Below are 18,726 nucleotides of genomic sequence, written 5' to 3' on the forward strand. Positions count from 1 at the left end.
ACCAACCTCCGTGGGCAATACATCTAGTCGTGTCTAGTCGTCCAGAAGTTCAATGAACTCGCGGGCCTGCTTGATGTTGATGTCTGAGTGGCGCGTCAAAGCAAGTGCCGCGCCCTCAACATCACCGCTCTTTGCCAGAGTCCGGATTCGTCCGTAGATCTCGTCATTGAGCATGTTGCTGCTCACTTCGCGCGTGACCTCGCCCTTGCTGACGATTGCCCTGTACCTGTAAGGGAAACGTTCCGGCTCGTCGTCGTCATCGGCGAGCAAGTCTCTGGGCGGGGCCTCCGGCGTGAACGGCTGGGGGTGCGCAGCCAGAGCCCCGACGGCGTTACGCGAGGCCCGCAGGCCCTCTCCAGTCGCCTGCAAGTAAAGCTTGATGGCCGCCATGCCCTGGCCCTGGGCGATGAGCGAGTAAAGCTGCCGATGCTGTTCCTGGTTGAGCTTGGCTGCGGACTCTTTGGCCAGCTCCACCGGATCCTTGGGGGCATTCGCCGCTGCGATGCTGGCTTTGCTTTCGGCCGAGCGCTTGGTGAACGAGCGAATAAGAAGGAGCACCCCCGCAATGACCACGATGAGGATCAGGAGCGGGATAAGGATGGAATCCATGGCGTTGTCAGAGCCGATCTACGTAGTTCTTGGCGGTAAGCAAGTCTGAATGGGTGGCCTGGCGCAGGACTTTGATGGCCTCGATCTTTTTCCCGCTGCGGACCAGGTTCTGCAGCTCGAAGGCGAGTTGCGGATTGAGCTGGCCATTAGGAAGTACTGCGGGTTGGTGATCCGTTTGGCCGTCAGCATGAGGCCGCCCGGTCTGTGCCTGTAGGGGAGTCCTGGCGTTCTCGGCCTGCTCCCTCTGGCTGGCCACGTTCTGGCTCGGCTTGGTGGTAGCCTCGATGCGCGCCCGGAGAGCCAGGGCTTCCTTTACTTGTGACGCTTGATGCGCAGCGGAGCGTGCCGCTAGTTCACGCTGATACTTCTCGGCGTCTGAAAGGCCGGTATCGCGCGGTTTGAAGGCCGCAATGAGTGCCCACAGCAGGCCCACAAGGACAAGAAGCGGAAGGACAATCGTCAGTACGTCACCAAAGTTCATCCCCATGCCTAGAGCTTATGCCAGAACTTGGTTATCCACAGCACATTCCACTTCCGGCATAGGCTTCTGATAGAGCTCTGTCAAATTAAGGGCACCTCTGTAAGATGCATCACAATTGCGGCATGTTTAGCATGGTTTCTTCTACTTGGAGACCCCTCCGACGCGGGGTATCTGTGGATTAATATCCCCAAAAACTTTCTTTAGTCCACAGCTTGTGAACAGCGTTTCCCCAGGTCAGGAGCTATTTTCTTCCAAAAGAATTTCTCTATCCACAGGGTAACGCACAGTCTGTGCACAACGTGGAGCTTGTATTCCACAGGTTTTCCACAGGGGGTGTCAGGCACCTGCTGTAACGTGTCTGAAGTGTCCATTTCGGGCATGAATATCCCGCGCTGGGTTTCCGGGACTCCCAAAAAGTCATCGCTTACGGTGGGTCCAAGGAATCGACTGTGGATAACTTGTGGATATGGCTATTCTGTCGGACCTGCATGCCATCGTGAGATGCATCAGGCGGCCCCGATAGCCACGCACTGCGCTTTACGGGCCGCCAGGGAAGTACATCTCTGCAGCGGTACACAAATGGAGGACGGCTTTGTCAGTTACGCACTTGGACTCAATCGAGGGCTCACGCGCTTCGGACTCGAGCCGGAAACCTCCCCAGGACATTCCCGCGGAGCAGTCAGTGCTTGGCGGCATGATGCTGTCCAAGGATGCCATCGCCGACGTCGTGGAAATAGTCCGTGGGCACGACTTCTACCGGCCCGCACACGAGACCATCTATGAGTCCATCATTGATCTCTACGGCCGCGGTGAACCCGCCGACGCTGTCACCGTCTCTGATGAACTGACCAAGCGTGGTGAGATCAACCGGATCGGCGGGCCCGCCTACCTCCACGAGCTCATCCAGACTGTCCCCACCGCCGCCAACGCCGGCTACTATGCCGAGATCGTTGCGGAACGCGCAGTGCTGCGCCGCCTGGTCAATGCCGGCACCAAGATCGTCCAGATGGGCTACGGCCAGGACGGCGAAGTGGAAGACCTCGTCAACCAGGCCCAGGCAGAGGTGTACGCGGTGGCTGAGAAGCGTACTGCGGAGGACTATGTGGCGTTGAAGGACGTCATGGAATCCACTGTGGACGAGATCGAAGCTTCGGGTCATCGTGGCGAGGGCATGACCGGTGTTCCCACGGGCTTCTACGAACTCGACGAACTGACGCACGGGCTGCACCCCGGCCAGATGATCGTTATCGCCGCCCGTCCTGCCGTGGGTAAGTCCACGTTCGCATTGGACTTTGCACGTTCCGCAGCTATCAAGAACAACCTGGCAACTGTCATGTTCTCCTTGGAAATGGGCCGGAACGAGATCGCCATGCGTCTCCTCTCGGCAGAGGCAACCATTGGCCTGCAGGATCTCCGCAAGGGCACCATCAAGGACGAGCAATGGTCCAAGATCGCCACCACCATGGGCCGCATGAACGACGCTCCCCTGTTCATTGACGACAGCCCCAACATGTCCCTCATGGAAATCCGTGCCAAGTGCCGCCGCCTGAAACAGCAGCACGACCTCAAACTCGTGATCCTTGACTACCTCCAGCTCATGAGCTCCGGTAAAAAGGTGGAGTCCCGGCAGCAGGAAGTCTCCGAGTTCTCCCGTGCCCTCAAACTCCTTGCCAAGGAGCTGCAGGTTCCCGTTATCGCGCTGTCACAGCTGAACCGTGGTTCCGAACAGCGTCAGGACAAGCGCCCCATGGTGTCCGACCTCCGTGAATCAGGCTCTATCGAGCAGGATGCCGACATGGTCATCCTCCTCCACCGTGAAGATGTGTACGACAAGGAATCGCCCCGCGCCGGTGAGGCAGACATTCTCATTGCCAAGCACCGTAACGGTCCCACCAAGGACATTGTGGTCGCCTTCCAAGGCCACTACTCACGCTTTGCCAACATGGCGGGCGAAACGGGTGCTGGTGGCGGCGGCTTCTAGCCGCGTCAGGAGGCCTTCTTGTAGCTTTACCGTGCGGCCGGAGCCAAGGCTGCCATCAGGTCCTTGTAAGTCTCTTCGATATGGCCTTTTCGGCTCGCAATCTTGGTGGCCGTTGGACGGGCATCAAGACCGAGGGTGAGGTCCTCGTACATCGACTCCAACAGGCGGGGACCCCCGCTTTGTTCCACAATGGCGGTAACGCCGGCGTGCCAGGGATCCTGGCTGTCATTACGTGAATAGAACCTTTCAACGGAGGCCTCCCGGCTGTCCATCAGAACGATTTCCCTGAAACCAGCGCCTGCCTGTTCCGCAGTACTCCGGAACAGCAGGACCTCATCGCCGGCATCGAGATACTGCGGCATGATCACTGTGTGCCCGGCCGTCAGATGCGTGGTGGCCATGCTGAGCGCAATCGGACGCACCAGGTTCCCGGCGGCTTGGAAATCCTCCTCCCAACCTCCGATCAGACAACGCACCTGATCGACATCAAGGTTGAGCACGCCGGGATGGTTTTTTGCGTAAATTCTGGCGAGCGTCGATTTCCCGATACCGGACGGGCCATTCAACAGGATCAAGTCAGCCATCGAGTGTCCTGGTGCTTGAAGCAGGTGGTGGTAGGCATGCCTGACACTCTAGGCCAACGCGAGGGCTGGGCGTTCGGTTCCGCTGAGCTGGTTCAACCGAACAATAGATAGAAGATCACTGCCAAGCCGGGGAAGAGTGCTTGCCCGACCGCGCTCAGGAGCAAGCGTTTTTCAGTGACCCACAGCCAAAATCCTAAAAACACGTGGCTCGCACAACAGAAAAGGACAATAGCTGCTCCGCCGGCCGGGTTGCCGGAGTTCACCATCCACAACCCCACGGCCATGCCCACACCGAAGGCCACGTTGTAGGCGCCAACGTTCATTGCCCACATGCGGACGGCACGAACATTTTCGGGTTCGATCAGGAAAATCCGGTGCAGCCGCTGATCACCGTGCCGGAAGATCTCCATCAAGCCGACGCTGATCAGTGCCAGAGCTGTAGCACCAGCGAAAACCTGACTCAGTAGATTCATGAGCGCGCCCTCCAGATGGAAGCCAGGACACCCAACTGCCTGTTCGTGGAGAATACGCCGCGGACGCAACTCCCATCAAGAGGTTCTGGCAGCCCTGGAAGTCGCTGGCATCTCGATTGCGTTGCTTGCCCGCTGTTCCGTTGTTGGGCAACGACGTAGCAGCGGGGGAGCGACGGTGCTGCCTGAGCGAGGCAGGGGTATAGGGTAAGGCGTCATGGCGTTGCGACTGGTTCAGGTGAATTTCAAGGCCCGGGATGACTCTGCTCTGGGGCAATTTTGGGCTGAAGCACTCGGTTGGGGTGTCTCCAGTGAAGGACCTGGGGTGACCAATGTTGAACCCCTGGGTTTCACTTGGCCGGACGCCTCAGCAGTTTGCGTGGATGTTGTGACAGTTCCGGATCCGGAGACGGTGAAATACCGCGCGCATCTCGATCTCGCCACCTCGTCCGCCGCTCATCAAGCGGAGCTGGTTGCGCGGCTCAAGGAGCTCGGTGCGACGCCGGCCGACATAGGCCAGGGAGATGTGCCGTGGACCGTACTGGCAGATCCCGAGGGCAATCTGTTCTGTGTTCTGGAACCCCGTCCCATCTATATGGACACCGGCCCCATCGCCACGGTGGTAGTCAACTGCACCGATCCGCGTGCCATGGCCGACTTCTGGAGCGAGGCAATGGACTGGACACTTCACGACGTGAACGACGATCATGCGAGGCTGCGTTCGTCAGCGGGGGTCGGGCCATATTTGGAGTTGCTTCGCACGCCAGACCCCGATGCACTTCAGAATCGTATCCATCTCGACCTGATGCCGTACCCCGGGGACGATCAAGCGGCTGAAGTTGCCCGGCTGCATGCGCTGGGCGCTGCTGACGCCGATGCGGGCCAAGGCGATGTGTCTTGGCGGTGCCTGTCCGACCCGGAAGGCAACGAGTTCTGCGTGCTGAGGGCAGGCTGACAACCCACAAATGCGGCAGTGCCAGGCCGCTTAGCTGCCCGACGCCTTCAGAAGATGGTCCGGGAGCCGGTTCCCCGGGGCCCGGCCGCGGATTTCCAGGAGTTCGCGGGCGTGTGCGTGCAATTTCTTATCCTCGCCTGACACCGGAACCCATTCGGGGATCGGTACAGCAGTACCGGTTTCATCACGCGCAACCATCACCGTGAGGCAATACGTGGTCAGGTTCATTTCGCGGGTTTTGGGATCGCCGGAGCGTACGTGGACTGCGATATGCATGCCCTTGGCGCCGGTGTAGACGAGACGTGCCTCCACCTCGACGACGTGCCCGATCAGCAGGGGCCGGTAGAAGCGGACGCCGCCGGAGAATACTGCCACTGTGTCTTTGCCGCAGTATCGGGAGGCACAAACGTACGCGGCCTCGTCGATCCACTTCATCACTATGCCACCGTGGACCTTGCCGCCCCAGTTCACATCAGTGGGGGACGCCATGAACCGCAGGACGACGCGCTCGGCCGTTCCGGCGTCGGTATATTCCTGGGCGTTCATCGCGTTCACGATCTGCTCGCGGACCTCAATGCGTGCCAGCGCGTGGTCGCGCTGTTCGATCTCGTGGGGCGTGCGCGGCTCGAACTGGGGGACGGGAATCGGCTTGCCATCGGATCCAACGGCGACGAAGATCACCATGCACTGGCTGTGCATCGTCTCCGGCCCGCCCTTGGGATCACGCGAGCTGACCACGGTGTGGATGTGCATGGAGGAACGGCCGGTGTAGACGATGGTGGACGTTACCTCCACCATGTCGCCGCTGTTAACGGGGTCCGTGAAGTGGATGTTGCCCACGTAGGCCGTGACACAGTACGACTTCGACCAGCCAACTGCTGCGGCGTACGCTGCTTTGTCCACCCACTCAAGGACCGTACCGGCGTCGACTGACCCGCTGTGTCCGATGTCCATGGGGGCCGCCAAGAAGCGGAGGGTCACTGAATTGGCGGCATCTTCGCTCATGTCTCGAAGTTTACTGTCGACAGGTTTCTGTTACGTGACTAAGACTGATTACCCGCGCTGGATGCCGAGGGTCGCGATCAGGTCCTCATGGAGTTCGAACCAGGCCCGGTGGAAAGAATCCCTGTCCATGGCTGTGAGCCAGGCCGTGTCCTGGGCAGCGTGCTTGAGTGCCCCCAACAGGCGCTCGGAATAGCCCTCGAAGCGAGGCAGCAAACCGCTCAGCTGTTGTTCGAGTGGACGCCAGGACGCCAGGGAGCCTATCAGGACATCCATGGCATCTTCACTGGACGGGGAGTTCAGCTGGATGGCACTGCAGGCACCCACGACACCGGTGTTGATGTCTGCGAAATTCTCGTGCACAGCCACCACAGCCTCTCGCGCGCCGGTTTGGTCCAGTTCCTCGGCCAGCAGCCGCTCGTTTTCAGTTCTGCCAAGACTCGACAGCGACCACCCGCTGGTCCCCGCGAAGGTGCTGTGTGAAACAAAGCCGTTCACGCCGGCGTCGATGAGCTGGGACTCCACCAAACCGGGGTCCTGCGAGAAGCGCGCCGCAACCGCTTGGGTATCAGCGAAACCCAGGAGGCGGACCGCATGCAAGGCGAGCCGAGTCATTCGGTGTCCATCAGCGTGACGGTTCCCTGGGAGCCGTTAATGGGCACGGGTTTTCCGTCGGCGAGAAGGGCCAGCGCATTGCGGACACCCAGCACGGCAGGGACGCCGAACTCCCGGGCGACAATCGCGGCGTGCGACAGCATTCCGCCGGTCTCGGTGACCACAGCGGAAGCCATTCCGAAGAGAGGCGTCCACGCGGGATCGGTGGTGCGGCAGACCAAAACATCGCCGGATTGGAATCGTGTGAATTCGTCGGGGCCGTGGATGAGCCTGGCATTGCCATTGGCTGTACCAGTGCTGGCGCCGACGCCGGTGAGGATGGTCGTCATCAGGCTATTTGTACTACAGAAAGCGCTCGCCGCCGCATGTCCACACCCTCGAACGCTTTTTCACATCCCCACCCCTTAAAGCCGGATGCTCTCTCACTTTCCCGAAGAAAGTGAAAGAGCGTCCGGTTGAAGGGGGTGTTATCTGAGAGAGCGTCGGGGTGGGGAGACGTTATGCCAGAACGCTGAGCTTGGACCCTGAGCGGCCGAACAATGCGGCGTCGGCGGAAATTTTTCCTGCCCCGGCCAGCGCCAGGGCCAAGGCTGCGCCTGCGAAGAGCAGTACAAGCTCGTATCCGCCGTTGCCGACAAAAATGCCGGCCGGCGCATGCACCAGGAAGAGTGCGCCGAGCATGTTGAGGGCCAAGAGGGCTGCGAAGACTCGCGTCAGGAGGCCGATGATCAAGGCGATGCCACCCACGAGCTCAAGGGTCGCAACGATGGGCGCTACTGCTGAAGCGCCGGGGACGCCCATCTGGGTGAAGGAAGCTTGCGTTCCTGCGATGGTGAATTCGTTGAACTTCTGCCAACCGTGCGCGGCGAAGAGGAATCCCGCAATAACGCGCAGGATGGTCAGGGCTGTGGTGGTCAAGCTGGATTTGTTCATAGCTTCAACCATTCAGGACGAAACTTGAAGTGTCAACTAATTGTGGCTTCTTATGACCAAAGTCCCAGCTACCGGCGCTGCATCCGGCGCTTGCTGCGGGGCTTCGCCTGGAGCCAAGGCTGCAGCAGCCGCGTAGTGATCGGCAAGAAGATGTAGGTCATTAGTGGCGTCAGGATCACGATGTTGAGGAGCACGGAGAGCACCAGCGGCCAGTCCTGGGTCAATGGGTGCAGCAGGAAATTCGCCAACAGGCTAAGCGGGAAGAACGGCAGGAAGATGCTGATGGCCTGTTTCCAGCGCGGGGGCACCACTGTTTCGGGCACAACCACCGAGACGTCTCCGGGCCGCGAGAACCATCCTTCGATCCCGGTGTGCCGTTCCACCCGGGTGGTCTCCATCATGTCCCTGGCGCTATCGATCCACCATCGTCGTTCCTCGGAGTCCTCCCACTCCTGCAGCGAATCGGCGTCGGCGAAGCGATACAGCATGTGCCATTCCGTGGAATCCACACCATTACGCACCCATCCAGACCCCAAATATCCGGGCCATTCCCGGGCGAGTTCCTGGCCGGCATGGGCCCAGGCATTGGCTTGGCGGGTATAGCCCGGAAGGATGGTTCGGGCTACGGAAACGGTGACGGGATGCTCATGTGACACGGCCCAAATGTACCCGGCCCACAGCGGACTAGGCTTGTTTAGTGCCTCAAACCACAGCTGCCCCCGCCCGCTCCAACGCCCGCGAGATCCTGCGCCTGGCCGTCCCGGCCTTTGGCGCGCTCATCGCCGAGCCGTTGTTTCTGCTGGCTGACTCCGCCATTGTGGGGCACTTGGGCGTGGACCAGCTCGCCGGTGTGGGGCTTGCCTCCACCATCCTGCACACCGCCGTAGGGCTCATGGTCTTCCTGGCTTATTCGACGACGCCGGCAGTCGCCCGAGCGATCGGTGACGGTAAGTTGGGGAAGGCTTTGGCAGCGGGGCGCGACGGCGTCTGGCTAGCCCTGCTGCTCGGGTTGGCGCTCGCTGTAGTCGGTTTCGTAGCGGCCGAACCTTTGGTTGGCTTCATGGGGGCGACCGGAAACGTGCAGCAATTCGCCGTCGATTATCTGCGGTGGTCCATGCCTGGCCTGGCCGCGATGCTCCTCATCTTCGCCGGTACGGGCGTCCTTCGTGGGCTTCAGGACACCCGGACGCCGCTCGTGGTGGCAACCGCGGGCTTCGCGCTGAACATCGCCCTCAATCTTTTCTTCGTCTACGGGTTGAACATGTCGGTGACGGGTTCGGCCATCGGTACAAGCATCGCGCAGTGGGGCATGGCTGCCGTGTACCTGGTGATGGTAAGCCGGAATGCGCGGCAACACGGGGTGTCCTTGAAGCCCGACTGGCACGGCATCCGCGCCATGACCAGGGTGGGTTCGTGGCTCATGCTGCGTACGCTCAGCCTCCGCGTCGCCATCCTCGCGACTGTTCTGGTTGTCACCGCGCAGGGTGCCGTGAACCTGGCCGCGCACCAGTTGGCCATGACCATCTTCTCCTTCCTGGCCTTTGCCCTGGACGCGCTGGCGATCGCCGCACAAGCCCTGATCGGCAAGGAACTCGGTGCTCGGAACGCTCAACGCGCCCGTGAATTGACCCGCACCATGATCCGCTGGGGTCTTGGGTTCGGTGTGATCACCGGCGTGCTCTTGGCTATCGCGGCGCCGTGGGCCGGCTACCTCTTCACCTCCGATGCCGGGGTCCAATCAGCCCTGACCATAGCCCTCTGGGTCCTCGCAGTGGGGCAGCCGCTTGCCGGCTATGTCTTCGTCCTGGACGGCGTGCTCATCGGCGCCGGTGACGCACGCTACCTGGCGATTGCCGGCGTCGTAAACCTCGTGGTCTATTTGCCGTTGCTGGTGGCAATCAATCAAACAAAACCCGACGGCGAGGCGGGGCTCTTCTGGTTATGGATTGCGTTTGCGCTGGGCTACATGCTTGCCCGAGGCGTGACTTTGGGGCTGCGCGCACGGACGAATCGGTGGATGGTGCTGGGTTCGCACTAAACTGGACGGGTGACTCTCCCAGCGACTCCTGCCCAGACTCCTTCTGCCTCCGCGGCCGGACTCTGGAAACCCGTGCTGATCCGTGCCACGGTTGCGCTGCTGTTCGGCGCGGTCACTATCTTCTGGACTTCGCCGTCGGTGCACGTCCTGGCGTGGGCCATGGGGCTGTATCTGCTCGCGACTGCAGGGGCTGTTTGGAGGTCCCGCTCTTTGCCGGTGGCGGTTCCGGTGGTTGTTGCGCTGGGAGGCATCGGTGCTTTAGTCACCCAGTCTGACGCCGGCGTTGCGCTGTCGGCCATGTTTGCACTGCTGATACTGGGACTCCTTGAGTTGGTTAATGGCCTCCGGAAGCGGGATGTGTTGGCTCGCGACTGGCTTGTTTCGGGCGTCATTGCTGTGGGCACTGCCGTGATGCTGCCGTTCTTCACCTCGCTGGGAGCGCACGCGCTCTTAGGCGTGGCCGGTGGCGGGGCCATCATTTCCGGGGTGTTGTGGATTCTCTCCGGACTGACATTGCGGCATGACGTCAGGACCAACGCCGGCGGCCCTTCCCCGGCCGCTGCTCACGGCGCTTCGCCCGAGGCCGTAAACTAGTAGCTGGACGTTCTACTCGTTGTAGAATTTTGCTGACCGGCGGACACTAACCGCCATCATTGGAGGAATGACCGTGGCAGACCAGACACCAGGAGAACCGCGCAGGATGCGGACCTCGGTCAAGGGACCCCTCATGTTCTCCGCGTTCTTTGCGGTACTGGCTTTCATCGCCGTGCTGATCTTCGCTTCCGGTGGCACTGCACGTGCCCCGCGTTTCGACCTCGCCTTCACAGGCGCCGGCATCGCTTTCATTGTGAGCCTCGTGGTGGCTGCCATGCTGTCCATGAGCCACAAGGAGAACGCCGATCACCTCGGTAAGGGCTCCGGCGTCAACCTCAGCTCAAAGCGTCCCGGTCATGGGGGTCCGGGAATTCCGGATGACGGGCCTGAAACGTCCGACGACGGCCGCTAACCTTCCAGCGCTTCCTCACCTCGGTGGGGGAGCGCTTTTTCGTGGTCCGGCATCCGGGTGGCCCCGCCGGAGAGCGCCGCTTAGTCGAGCAGGGAGTCGGCCAGGTCGTCGACTTCAGGGGCAGGCATCGTCGGCTCGGGGCGGGTCTTGCGAGAACGGGTGATCACCACCATGAGGACTGCGGTGCCGACGAGAGCCAACGCCCACCAAGGGAAGCCGGGTTCCAGTGCTTGGCTTGGCAGTGTTTGTGCTGAGTCGGCGGCTGGGGGATCTATGCGCTCGCCGCGCACCAGAAGCCGGTGACTGTTGACGCCGGTTGGGGTGCAGGTCACCAGCGTGATGTAGTCCTTGTCCTGGACTTTGCGGAGATCCCGTGTGTCCTCGGGAAGCACGGTTTTGATTTGGTCCACTTTATAATAGAACGACTCCCCAAGCACTGTTACGGAGAAGACATCGCCTTGGCGTACCTGGTCCAAATCGTCGAAGAGTGTGGCGCTGACGAAGCCGGAGTGCGCCGTGATGACGCTGTGGGTGCCGGTGCCGCCCACTGGCAGGCCGGAGCCGAACAGGTGCCCGGCGCCCTTGGAGAGGGTTTCCTCATCAGTGCCATGAAAGATGGGCAAATCCGAACGGATCGACGGGATGCTGAGGCGTCCCATCATTCCGCCGGGACCGACGTCGAGAGTCTTTTTGTAGGCTTCAGACCCGGCTCCAACGACGGTTTGCTCGCCTTTGCCGTTCAACGCATACGGGTCACGGAGCGGACCAGACGGCAGGTCTTTGTTGAACTGCCGTGCCTCATCCAAGAGGGCCTTTTGCGCTGACGGGGAGAGACTTTCAACGGTGTCTACGTAGCCGCTGATCTCCGTTGCGTGGACGCGGTCGGAGAACCAGGCAGCGGCGGTGGGATAAAGCATCACTCCGACGCCCAGGATGGCGACCACGACGATGAGGATACGCTGAATGCTCCACGCGTCCCGCAACCGGCTGCGCAGATGTTGTTTGGCGTGACGTTGGGAAGATGGTGGCTGTGTCATCAGAATCCTGGGGTCTGTTCCTGGGAAGCAAAGCGGGGAAGAGCGCGTGTTAGGCGTTCTTCCCCACTCTGGTGTTCATGCTGTGGACCTCAACAGATCCGCAGTGACTAGCTGTTGGTGCTGCGACGTGAACGGACGAACAGGAGTCCGGCTCCAGCTACCAGGAGTGCGCCGGCTGCGTAGAGCAGGCCGGTTCCCACGCCACCGGTCAGCGGCAGCTCGAAGCCGCCGTTGGACGGGATGTTCTTGACGGTGAGGTCAAGGCCCACGGTGGTGCTGGCCGAGTTGATCAGGAAGGAGATCGGCTCCGCGAGCAGCTCGTAGCCTTCCGGTGCGGTGGTTTCCACGAGGTAGTACGTGCGGTAGTCGGCCGAGCCGGGCAGTACTGCAGCGCCGTTGGCCCAATCGGAGTAACGCAGACCCGAAATAGTCAGGGTGCCGTCAGCAGCCACGGTGAAGGTGCTCTGGCCGTTCAGCACGATCGGGTTTGTTCCGGCCTGTGCATCAGCCTGGTTTGCGTAAACCGAGAAGGAAGCACCGGCAAGGGCTGCGCCATTTTCGTTGGTCTTCAGGAGGGTCATTTCGCCCCACTTGGTGACAACCGGGGGAGTGACGGTCGGGCCGCCCGGCTCGCCGGGAAGGGTGGTGAAGCTGCCCAGGTTCGGGTAAACCAGTGCCTCGTTTTCGATCTCGCCGATGGTGTTGACGGTTGTGTTTACAACAACCTGCACGCTGGTGTCGTTGTTGGCCGCCAGCACTGCGAGGCCAGCGGGGGTGAAGTCGATCTGGTCGCCGAGCTTGATGTCCGGTGCGTCGGTGACGGTCTTCTCGGCCCCCGTGATGGAGTTCTTGGGGTACACGTGGACGTTGTAGATCCAGTTGTCGTTGTTATCCGGGTCAGTCAACGGCACGGAAACCAGGAACGGGGCCGCCGGGGTTACGCCCGAGGGGTAGTTCGTTTCAGTTACCAGGTACAGGCCAACGGGGAGGTTTCCGAAGGCTGCGGTGCCTGCGGCGTCGGTGACCTGTGCCTGCCCGGCGCCCAGGGTGAATCCAGCGCCCGTGATGGAGCCTTCAGGATTGGCGGGTGAGAAGACGTTGCTCAGGTTATTCGCTGCGTCCCAACCGGCATTCGTTGCCAGGTCAATGGCGTTGACCTGCTGGATGGTGAACTCAATGCCCGCCAACGGCGTCAAGCCTGCAGTGTCAACAGCAGTGCCGTTGTTGGGCAGGCCCGTGGGGGTGTCCGGGCGTTCGAACTTGTGAACGGTGATGGAACCGATCTGGTCCCCGTCGACCAACGGGGCGGCCGAAGCCGGGGCAGCGGAGAAGGACATCGCCAGCACCGCTCCGGCAATCGTGGTGGCGGCGGTCTTCCAGAGACGCCGGGAGGTTTGACTACTCACTTCTATCCTCTTTCATAGTGATGGTGCGATGCTCAGGAGCGAACATTTTTGGGTGGTGAGGCCTGCCGCTTTTGCTGCAGGCCGGGGAATTAGGCTTGTGGCCGGTTTCGGGTACGGCGGGCGTTGCTGGATGCGAGGACGACGGCGGTGAGCAGCAGTGCCGCTCCGGCGGCTGTAAACGGCCACCATCCGATGCCGCCTGATTCTGGCATCTGTAGCGCGGGCACGTCGCGAACTGTCATCAGGAAGATGCCGTTGCCGTCGGCGTCGCTTGTAGTTACCACTCCGGCGCCGCTTCCTTGGCCCAGCGTTACGGCACCGTTGGGAGCTACGGTGAACTGCACAGCTTCGGCCAGGAGGTTGAAGCCGTCCGGCGCTGTGCTCTCTTCGAGCCAGTACACGCCGGGTGCAATGCCTTCGAGCTGGAACTGTCCGGTTTGGGAGGCAATGGGAACCACGGTGTAGCTGGTATTGACTGCGCCCGGTGCTCCGGCTGCGTCATTGTGGATAGCCCAAGTAGAGCCCGCCATGGGCACCCAGATATCGTCGGACGACTCGCCGAGCTTTTCGATCAGGATCTTCGCAGGCGTCAGGTGGGTGGTGGAGCACTCCGGTGCCAGCGGGCTGGTACCTGTAGCGCAGCGGAGGGGCGTGACGCTACCGGCTCCTGTGGCGATGTTGACCAGTTGGGCGCTCCAGGCACCCTGCTTGACGATGACCTTGTAGCTGAGGGTGGCAGTCTGACCTGCCGGAAGCGTGAAGGGTTGGGTGGTCAGCGTGGTCGACGGGGCCACGGGATTGGCCACGGCTATGGGAGCTGAACTGCCGATGGTCAGTACTGCGGATCCTGGAACAAACGTGGCCTGGTCCAGGACATCTGCGAGTTTGTCGGTGAGGACAACGTTGGTGATGTCGCCGCGGTTGCTCGTGGCGGTCACGGTGTAAGTGATCGTGTCTCCGGGTTTGACCGTTTGACCGCTGGAGGAAGCGCCGCCAACTGTGGCGGTCTTGGCGATGGTCCATTGGGGGTCCACCGGGGTGGTTACCGTTGCCGAACATCCCGCGCCTGGTGCCGGTGGGCAGGCGGGGTCAACAGTGGGAACCAGCGTAGTAGATCCTGCCACGGGGTTGGGGCCGCCGCCTGGCATGTTGGGAACGGAGCTTTGTGCAGCCGGAACAATGGTGGCCTTATTGGTGATTGTTCCGGTGGTACCCGGCGCCACTGTGCCCTTGATGGTGTACGTCAAGGTTCCGCCGGTGTTGATCCTCACTGTTCCGGAGACGCTGCCCGTGCCGCTGGGAGCGTTGCAGGCCGTAGGTCCGGCCGGCGGCAGGTTGGACGTTCCTGCAGCCGTTACAGCACAGGTCCATGTAGCGCCTGTGACGGAAGCGGGCAGGGGATCCGTGAAGGTTGCATTGATGGCATCACTGGGTCCGTTGTTGTGGACAACTACCGTGTAGGTGATGGGCTGGCCCGGGATGTAAGCGTCCAAATTGTCTGTCTTGGTGATGGACAGATCCACCACGGGGCGAACAGTCAAAGGAGCCGTGCCCGGAGGGTACAGGCCGGTGATGGTGGGGAAGTTGTTGGTGCAGTTCGGAATGGCTGAGCCGTCGTTGGCCACACAGCCGGAGTTGTTGTAAACGCCGGGGACGTTGCTGGTTACACTCACGGTGATGGTGCAGGAGGCGCTGCCCTGCGCCAGGTTGCCCGTGACATCAATGGTCCGGCCGGATGAGACAGTGCCCGCAGTTCTTACACAGGTGCCGCCGAGGGGGCCGCTGGCCGTCAGGCCTGTAGGGAGGGTATCGACGAAGCGCCAACCGTTCTTTGCCATCAAGTCGGAGGTATTCGTCACCGTGTAGGTCAAGGTGGTGGTTTGGCCCTGGAAGATGCTGCTCGGGCTGAAGGCCTTGTCCAGTTGAGGCGTGACATCGACCAGTTGGGGAAGGTCAAAACCAACATCGTTGCCGTTGCCGTTGGCCGTCAGGTTCCGGACCCTGATGCCAAGCGTAGGCGTGGTTCCAGTGAGGGGAACTTGTATGGCTCCTGACTGGAGCTTGGCCACGCTAAAGCTGCTGTTCTGGTACGTGATGGTCTGCCTGCTGGGGTCGGTGCACGGATCAAGATTTGAGCCCACAACCGTGACGACACCATTGACGAGGATGGAGAACTCTTGGCTCGCGTGGTTTGAGAAGCAGCTCGTGGCTCCGAAGATGCCGGAGACCGCGTAGTAATGTCCTGCGATGGTGGGGATGGTGTTCTTGGTGGTTTGAAGCTGGCGCCCGGCGAGCTGAAGGCCGGTGGTGCTGTTGGTGTACTCGCTGAGAATCTGGTTTTGTGATGCTTGCGCCGCGGTCATTCCTTGGTAGAGGCCCATTGCGTGGGCCATCTTCCCCAGCTCGGTAAACGCCGTGTTTCGCCCACACTGATCGTTGGTCAGGATGTTGAGGAGGCCGCCATTGGTGGGAAGCGGGGTGCCTTCACGCATAATCCAGCCATTGCAAGCCTGCGCACCCGGAAGCCATGCAGGGTCGGCAGTGTATTGCTCATTCCTGGCAGCAGCTGCGCCTGTGTACGAGCCGAGCGGGATCGGAGCCGTAGCGGCGCTCGCAGCAGAGAAGTCTTCGGTGTAGACCAGGCTGCCGGGCTGGGTGACCCCGGGAGAGCCTGGCAAGGCGGCCACAGGGGTGGGGTTGCCCACTACTCCGTATGCCGTCATTCCCACCACCACAAGCAGCACGCATGCGAAGAGCGCGAGCAGGGAGTTACCTCTGCCTTCACCTAACCTGCCCCGAACCTGGGCACGTGTGTGCTCGAACTGCTTCCGCATGGAGTTCCTATCCCTGACGCGCTGGCCAAGCAGCCCTTATGGGAGCTGCCTGATTTTCTTTCTGAGGGATAGGTACGGGCTGCGCGGGAATCGTGATGCGAAAGTAAATGTGAGCCTAGTCACATATATGTGTGGGAAAGGAGGGGCCTTGCAAGAAGGCGTGCGGAGTCAGGAGTTAGTTTGGTTCTCCGGCGGAGGGGGAACGAGGCGTTAACCGGAAGGAAGGTAATGATGAAGCAGCCGCCCATGATCAATCCGCCATGGGGCGTGACGACGTCGTAGTGGTAGCCATAGATGTCAACGACTTGGCGTAAATTACTCGCCCTCTGCGGCCTTCCTGGCCCGATATGCAGCGACGTGAGCGCGGTTGGCGCAGTTGCCTGTATCGCAGTACAGCTTGGAGCGGTTGCGGCTGAGGTCCAGCACGACGGCGTCGCAGTCGTCCGCTGCACACACACGCATGCGGTCCATTTCCTTGCTTCGGATGACGTCGATGATGGCCATGGCGGCTTCGGTGCCCATCCGGTCTGCCAGTGGTGCTTCCGGGGTGGTGGCGTGGAGGTGCCAGTCCCAGTGGTCATGTTTCACCAGTTGGGGCAGTGCTTTGGCGTCGGCGAGCAGCTTGTTGACGGACTTGGCCGCCGTGTCCTCGTCGGCGCTCCACAGCGCTGCCAGTTCGCTGCGGAGGCGCTTGATGCTGTTCAACTCCGCGGGTGAATTGACCCTTGAGCCCGTGAACTCTTCGGCGTCCAGGAACGAGTCGAGGTCCTCCATGGTGACCAATGATTCCCCGCCGTTGGCGGCCGTGTTGATCAGATTGACGACGCTACGAAGGGCAACCTCGGTGTCAGGCGCAAAAAGCACTTTGACTCCTTACATGTTTCGGGAGTACTGTCATGACCATAAGCCCACTTTACTCCTGACAGGAGGCTGCTGTGTCAGCTCCAACGACGAAGGCTGATGCAAAGAGTTTCCTGGCATCAGGACTCGGCATCGCTCTCTTTTCTTCCGCTGTTTTCGGCACGTCCGGTTCGTTTGCCAAGTCCATGCTCGAAACCGGCTGGTCACCCGGCGCCGCAGTTGCCGTGCGCCTCACGGGTGCCGCATTGATATTGGTGATTCCCGCCGTCGTGGTTCTCCGGGGCCGTTGGCACCAACTGAAGGACAACTGGCTCACTATCCTGCTCTTCGGGCTGATCGGAGTGGCAGGATGCCAACTCTTCTACTTCAACGCCGTGGCCCGCTTGTCCGTGGGCGTGGCACTGCTGCTTGAGTACCTGGCTCCGGTGATGATTGTGCTGTGGCTCTGGATCGCCAGCCGACGGCGGCCCCGCGCGCTTACGGCGGCCGGCGCCCTGCTGTCCCTTTGCGGCCTGGTTCTGGTGCTTGATCTGACCGGTGCCGTGAAGGTGGACTTCATTGGAGTTCTTTGGGGCATGGCTGCTGCGGTCTGCCTGGTGATCTACTTCTTCATCACCGCGAAAGAAAACGACAATCTCCCTCCACTGGTCCTCGCTTCGGGGGGTCTCTTGGTGGGTGCGCTGGTCATGTGGCTTATCGGCCTATTGGGACTGCTGCCCATGACTTTCAGCACCGCGGACACAACGCTGGGACCATGGATCACTCCGTGGTGGGTCTCCGCCGTCGGGCTCATCATCCTGGCCACAGTGCTCGCGTACGTTTCCGGCATCATGGCTGCCCGCAGCCTCGGCTCGAAGGTAGCGTCGTTCGTGTCCCTCACGGAAGTTCTATTCGCTGTGATCTGGGCCTGGCTGCTTTTGGGTGAACTCCCCGGCCCCATTCAGCTGCTGGGCGGACTCCTCATCGTGGGCGGCGTGGTGCTGGTTCGCGTTGATGAGCTGCGTGGGGATCGCAGGGCAGCGCTCGCCGCTCAAGAAACAGCCAGCGTTTTGGATCACCCGAACGACGTGGAACCCGTCCCCTCGGGGCGGGCGACGAAGGCGCCCCGCAACTAACCCGCCGAGCAACACGGGCTAGGCGCTCTCTTAACGGCGAAAACCCCGGACGCTGCTGCGTCCGGGGTTTTCCCAACTGTCTTAGTTGGAAGCCTGCTGCTGCTGCTCAGCGTTCTTCTGAGCGCGGTCGCCGGCTTCGCGAAGTGCGTCGGCAACCTTCTTCAGGTTCGAAGCGTGCTGGCTGTCCCACTCGCCGCGGAACTTGTCAGCGTCCGGGCCCTTCCAGTCGGTGCCGTCAAGTGCGCCCTTGAGCTGTGAACGCTGCTGCTCGATGTTCTCGGCCCCGGCCTTCAGCTTGTTACCGAGCTGACGAAGCTGATCAACATCTGCACCCCAAATAGCCATGAGATTCTCCTTCATTTTTTCGGACCCGAGCTCTTCGGCATCCCCAACGGCCTCCGGCTCATCCGGAAGATCCAATAGCTAAAACCTATCCCGGGAATCCAAAAAGCGTCGATGGGCACCCCTCCCCATGTAGCGCTGCCCATAGTTAGCATGGGGTTATGTGCCGCAATATCAGGACCCTGCATAACTTCGAACCGCACGCCACGAGCGCCGAAGTGGAGGCCGCTGCCCTGCAATATGTTCGCAAAATCAGCGGATCCACCAAACCCTCCAAGGCCAATGAGGAAGCCTTCGCTGAGGCTGTCCACGAGATCGCGCATATTACGCAGCATCTCTTGGATTCCTTGGTGAGCCATGGCCCGGCAAAGAACCGCGATGAGGAAGCCGCCAAAGCGAAGGCCCGGGCAGCGGTCCGTTTCGGAACCGCGTAGCCCAGGCCTCCTGCCTCCTAAAG

Annotated in this window: 21 protein-coding genes; 7 read left to right on the top strand and 14 right to left on the bottom strand. The window is 61.2% G+C overall.

The genetic code is table 11. The features are described 5' to 3' along the window. Positions 1-33: 33 nt before the first annotated feature. Both ACLRGI_RS00760 and ACLRGI_RS00765 read right to left on the bottom strand, forming a co-directional pair. Positions 34-609: a hypothetical protein gene (locus ACLRGI_RS00760; protein WP_419199828.1), complete on the bottom strand. Its 576-nt coding sequence runs from the start codon at positions 607-609 to the stop codon at positions 34-36. A 7-nt stretch (positions 610-616) separates the two neighbouring features. Next, a complete protein-coding gene (locus ACLRGI_RS00765; RefSeq protein ID WP_419199934.1) occupies positions 617-1,090 on the bottom strand; it encodes a hypothetical protein in 474 nt (157 codons plus the stop codon). A gap of 592 nt (positions 1,091-1,682) precedes the next feature. Here ACLRGI_RS00765 and dnaB point away from each other — a divergent pair. Further along, positions 1,683-3,071 (top strand): replicative DNA helicase, encoded by a 1,389-nt coding sequence (gene dnaB, locus ACLRGI_RS00770; protein WP_017197290.1) that lies wholly within the window; start codon positions 1,683-1,685, stop codon positions 3,069-3,071. Positions 3,072-3,097: 26 nt separating this feature from the next. Here the strand turns inward: dnaB and ACLRGI_RS00775 are convergent, their stop codons facing one another. Both ACLRGI_RS00775 and ACLRGI_RS00780 read right to left on the bottom strand, forming a co-directional pair. Beyond that, complete coding sequence (locus ACLRGI_RS00775) at positions 3,098-3,655, bottom strand: P-loop nucleotide/nucleoside kinase family protein (RefSeq protein ID WP_419199829.1); 558 nt, start codon at positions 3,653-3,655, stop codon at positions 3,098-3,100. Between the two features lie 92 nt (positions 3,656-3,747). Beyond that, complete coding sequence (locus ACLRGI_RS00780; RefSeq protein ID WP_419199830.1) at positions 3,748-4,128, bottom strand: DUF1304 family protein; 381 nt, start codon at positions 4,126-4,128, stop codon at positions 3,748-3,750. A 214-nt stretch (positions 4,129-4,342) separates the two neighbouring features. Here ACLRGI_RS00780 and ACLRGI_RS00785 point away from each other — a divergent pair, with 214 nt between their 5' ends. Next, on the top strand, positions 4,343-5,080 hold the full coding sequence (locus ACLRGI_RS00785; RefSeq protein ID WP_419199831.1) for a VOC family protein: 738 nt from the start codon (positions 4,343-4,345) through the stop codon (positions 5,078-5,080). 30 nt (positions 5,081-5,110) lie between these two features. Here ACLRGI_RS00785 and ACLRGI_RS00790 read toward each other — a convergent pair whose 3' ends face one another. The 5 genes from ACLRGI_RS00790 to ACLRGI_RS00810 form a co-directional block, all read right to left on the bottom strand. Then, positions 5,111-6,085 carry an acyl-CoA thioesterase gene (locus tag ACLRGI_RS00790; protein WP_419199832.1) on the bottom strand — a complete coding sequence of 325 codons (975 nt, stop codon included), beginning with the start codon at positions 6,083-6,085 and terminating at the stop codon, positions 5,111-5,113. Positions 6,086-6,133: 48 nt separating this feature from the next. Continuing rightward, the gene (locus ACLRGI_RS00795) at positions 6,134-6,697 is read right to left on the bottom strand and encodes a hypothetical protein (RefSeq protein WP_419199833.1); all 564 of its coding nucleotides are present in this window, start codon (positions 6,695-6,697) and stop codon (positions 6,134-6,136) included. Next, positions 6,694-7,026, bottom strand: coding sequence for a PEP-utilizing enzyme (locus ACLRGI_RS00800; RefSeq protein WP_419199834.1), 333 nt, complete (start codon positions 7,024-7,026; stop codon positions 6,694-6,696). Before ACLRGI_RS00800 ends, ACLRGI_RS00795 begins: the two co-directional genes overlap by 4 nt. Before the next feature lie 169 nt (positions 7,027-7,195). Then, the gene (locus ACLRGI_RS00805) at positions 7,196-7,630 is read right to left on the bottom strand and encodes a DoxX family protein (RefSeq protein WP_419199835.1); all 435 of its coding nucleotides are present in this window, start codon (positions 7,628-7,630) and stop codon (positions 7,196-7,198) included. A gap of 68 nt (positions 7,631-7,698) precedes the next feature. Beyond that, positions 7,699-8,286 carry an antibiotic biosynthesis monooxygenase gene (locus ACLRGI_RS00810; protein ID WP_419199836.1) on the bottom strand — a complete coding sequence of 196 codons (588 nt, stop codon included), beginning with the start codon at positions 8,284-8,286 and terminating at the stop codon, positions 7,699-7,701. A gap of 41 nt (positions 8,287-8,327) precedes the next feature. Between ACLRGI_RS00810 and ACLRGI_RS00815 the strand changes: the two genes are divergently transcribed. From ACLRGI_RS00815 to ACLRGI_RS00825, 3 genes are all read left to right on the top strand, one after another. After that, complete coding sequence (locus ACLRGI_RS00815; protein WP_419199837.1) at positions 8,328-9,668, top strand: MATE family efflux transporter; 1,341 nt, start codon at positions 8,328-8,330, stop codon at positions 9,666-9,668. Positions 9,669-9,677: 9 nt separating this feature from the next. Then, entirely contained in the window at positions 9,678-10,262 is a 585-nt protein-coding gene (locus ACLRGI_RS00820; protein ID WP_419199838.1) for a DUF308 domain-containing protein, read from the top strand. 67 nt (positions 10,263-10,329) lie between these two features. After that, on the top strand, positions 10,330-10,674 hold the full coding sequence (locus ACLRGI_RS00825) for a hypothetical protein (protein ID WP_419199839.1): 345 nt from the start codon (positions 10,330-10,332) through the stop codon (positions 10,672-10,674). Positions 10,675-10,754: 80 nt separating this feature from the next. Here the strand turns inward: ACLRGI_RS00825 and ACLRGI_RS00830 are convergent, their stop codons facing one another. From ACLRGI_RS00830 to ACLRGI_RS00845, 4 genes are all read right to left on the bottom strand, one after another. After that, positions 10,755-11,711 (bottom strand): class C sortase, encoded by a 957-nt coding sequence (locus ACLRGI_RS00830; protein ID WP_419199840.1) that lies wholly within the window; start codon positions 11,709-11,711, stop codon positions 10,755-10,757. A gap of 107 nt (positions 11,712-11,818) precedes the next feature. After that, on the bottom strand, positions 11,819-13,117 hold the full coding sequence (locus ACLRGI_RS00835; protein ID WP_419199841.1) for a SpaH/EbpB family LPXTG-anchored major pilin: 1,299 nt from the start codon (positions 13,115-13,117) through the stop codon (positions 11,819-11,821). An 89-nt stretch (positions 13,118-13,206) separates the two neighbouring features. Continuing rightward, the gene (locus tag ACLRGI_RS00840; protein WP_419199842.1) at positions 13,207-15,951 is read right to left on the bottom strand and encodes a DUF7927 domain-containing protein; all 2,745 of its coding nucleotides are present in this window, start codon (positions 15,949-15,951) and stop codon (positions 13,207-13,209) included. A gap of 315 nt (positions 15,952-16,266) precedes the next feature. Beyond that, positions 16,267-16,815, bottom strand: a complete 549-nt coding sequence (locus tag ACLRGI_RS00845) for a CGNR zinc finger domain-containing protein (protein ID WP_419199843.1) — start codon at positions 16,813-16,815, stop codon at positions 16,267-16,269. Between the two features lie 71 nt (positions 16,816-16,886). Between ACLRGI_RS00845 and ACLRGI_RS00850 the strand changes: the two genes are divergently transcribed. After that, the gene (locus ACLRGI_RS00850) at positions 16,887-17,927 is read left to right on the top strand and encodes an EamA family transporter (RefSeq protein WP_419199844.1); all 1,041 of its coding nucleotides are present in this window, start codon (positions 16,887-16,889) and stop codon (positions 17,925-17,927) included. Between the two features lie 81 nt (positions 17,928-18,008). Here the strand turns inward: ACLRGI_RS00850 and ACLRGI_RS00855 are convergent, their stop codons facing one another. Further along, on the bottom strand, positions 18,009-18,272 hold the full coding sequence (locus tag ACLRGI_RS00855; protein ID WP_011776688.1) for a WXG100 family type VII secretion target: 264 nt from the start codon (positions 18,270-18,272) through the stop codon (positions 18,009-18,011). Between the two features lie 158 nt (positions 18,273-18,430). Here ACLRGI_RS00855 and ACLRGI_RS00860 point away from each other — a divergent pair, with 158 nt between their 5' ends. Then, the gene (locus ACLRGI_RS00860; RefSeq protein ID WP_011776687.1) at positions 18,431-18,703 is read left to right on the top strand and encodes a DUF2277 domain-containing protein; all 273 of its coding nucleotides are present in this window, start codon (positions 18,431-18,433) and stop codon (positions 18,701-18,703) included. The last annotated feature ends 23 nt before the right edge of the window (positions 18,704-18,726 follow it).

This window comes from Paenarthrobacter sp. PPS72 (genome assembly GCF_048537125.1).
In the GTDB taxonomy this organism is placed as follows: Bacteria; Actinomycetota; Actinomycetes; order Actinomycetales; family Micrococcaceae; genus Arthrobacter; species Arthrobacter nitroguajacolicus_E.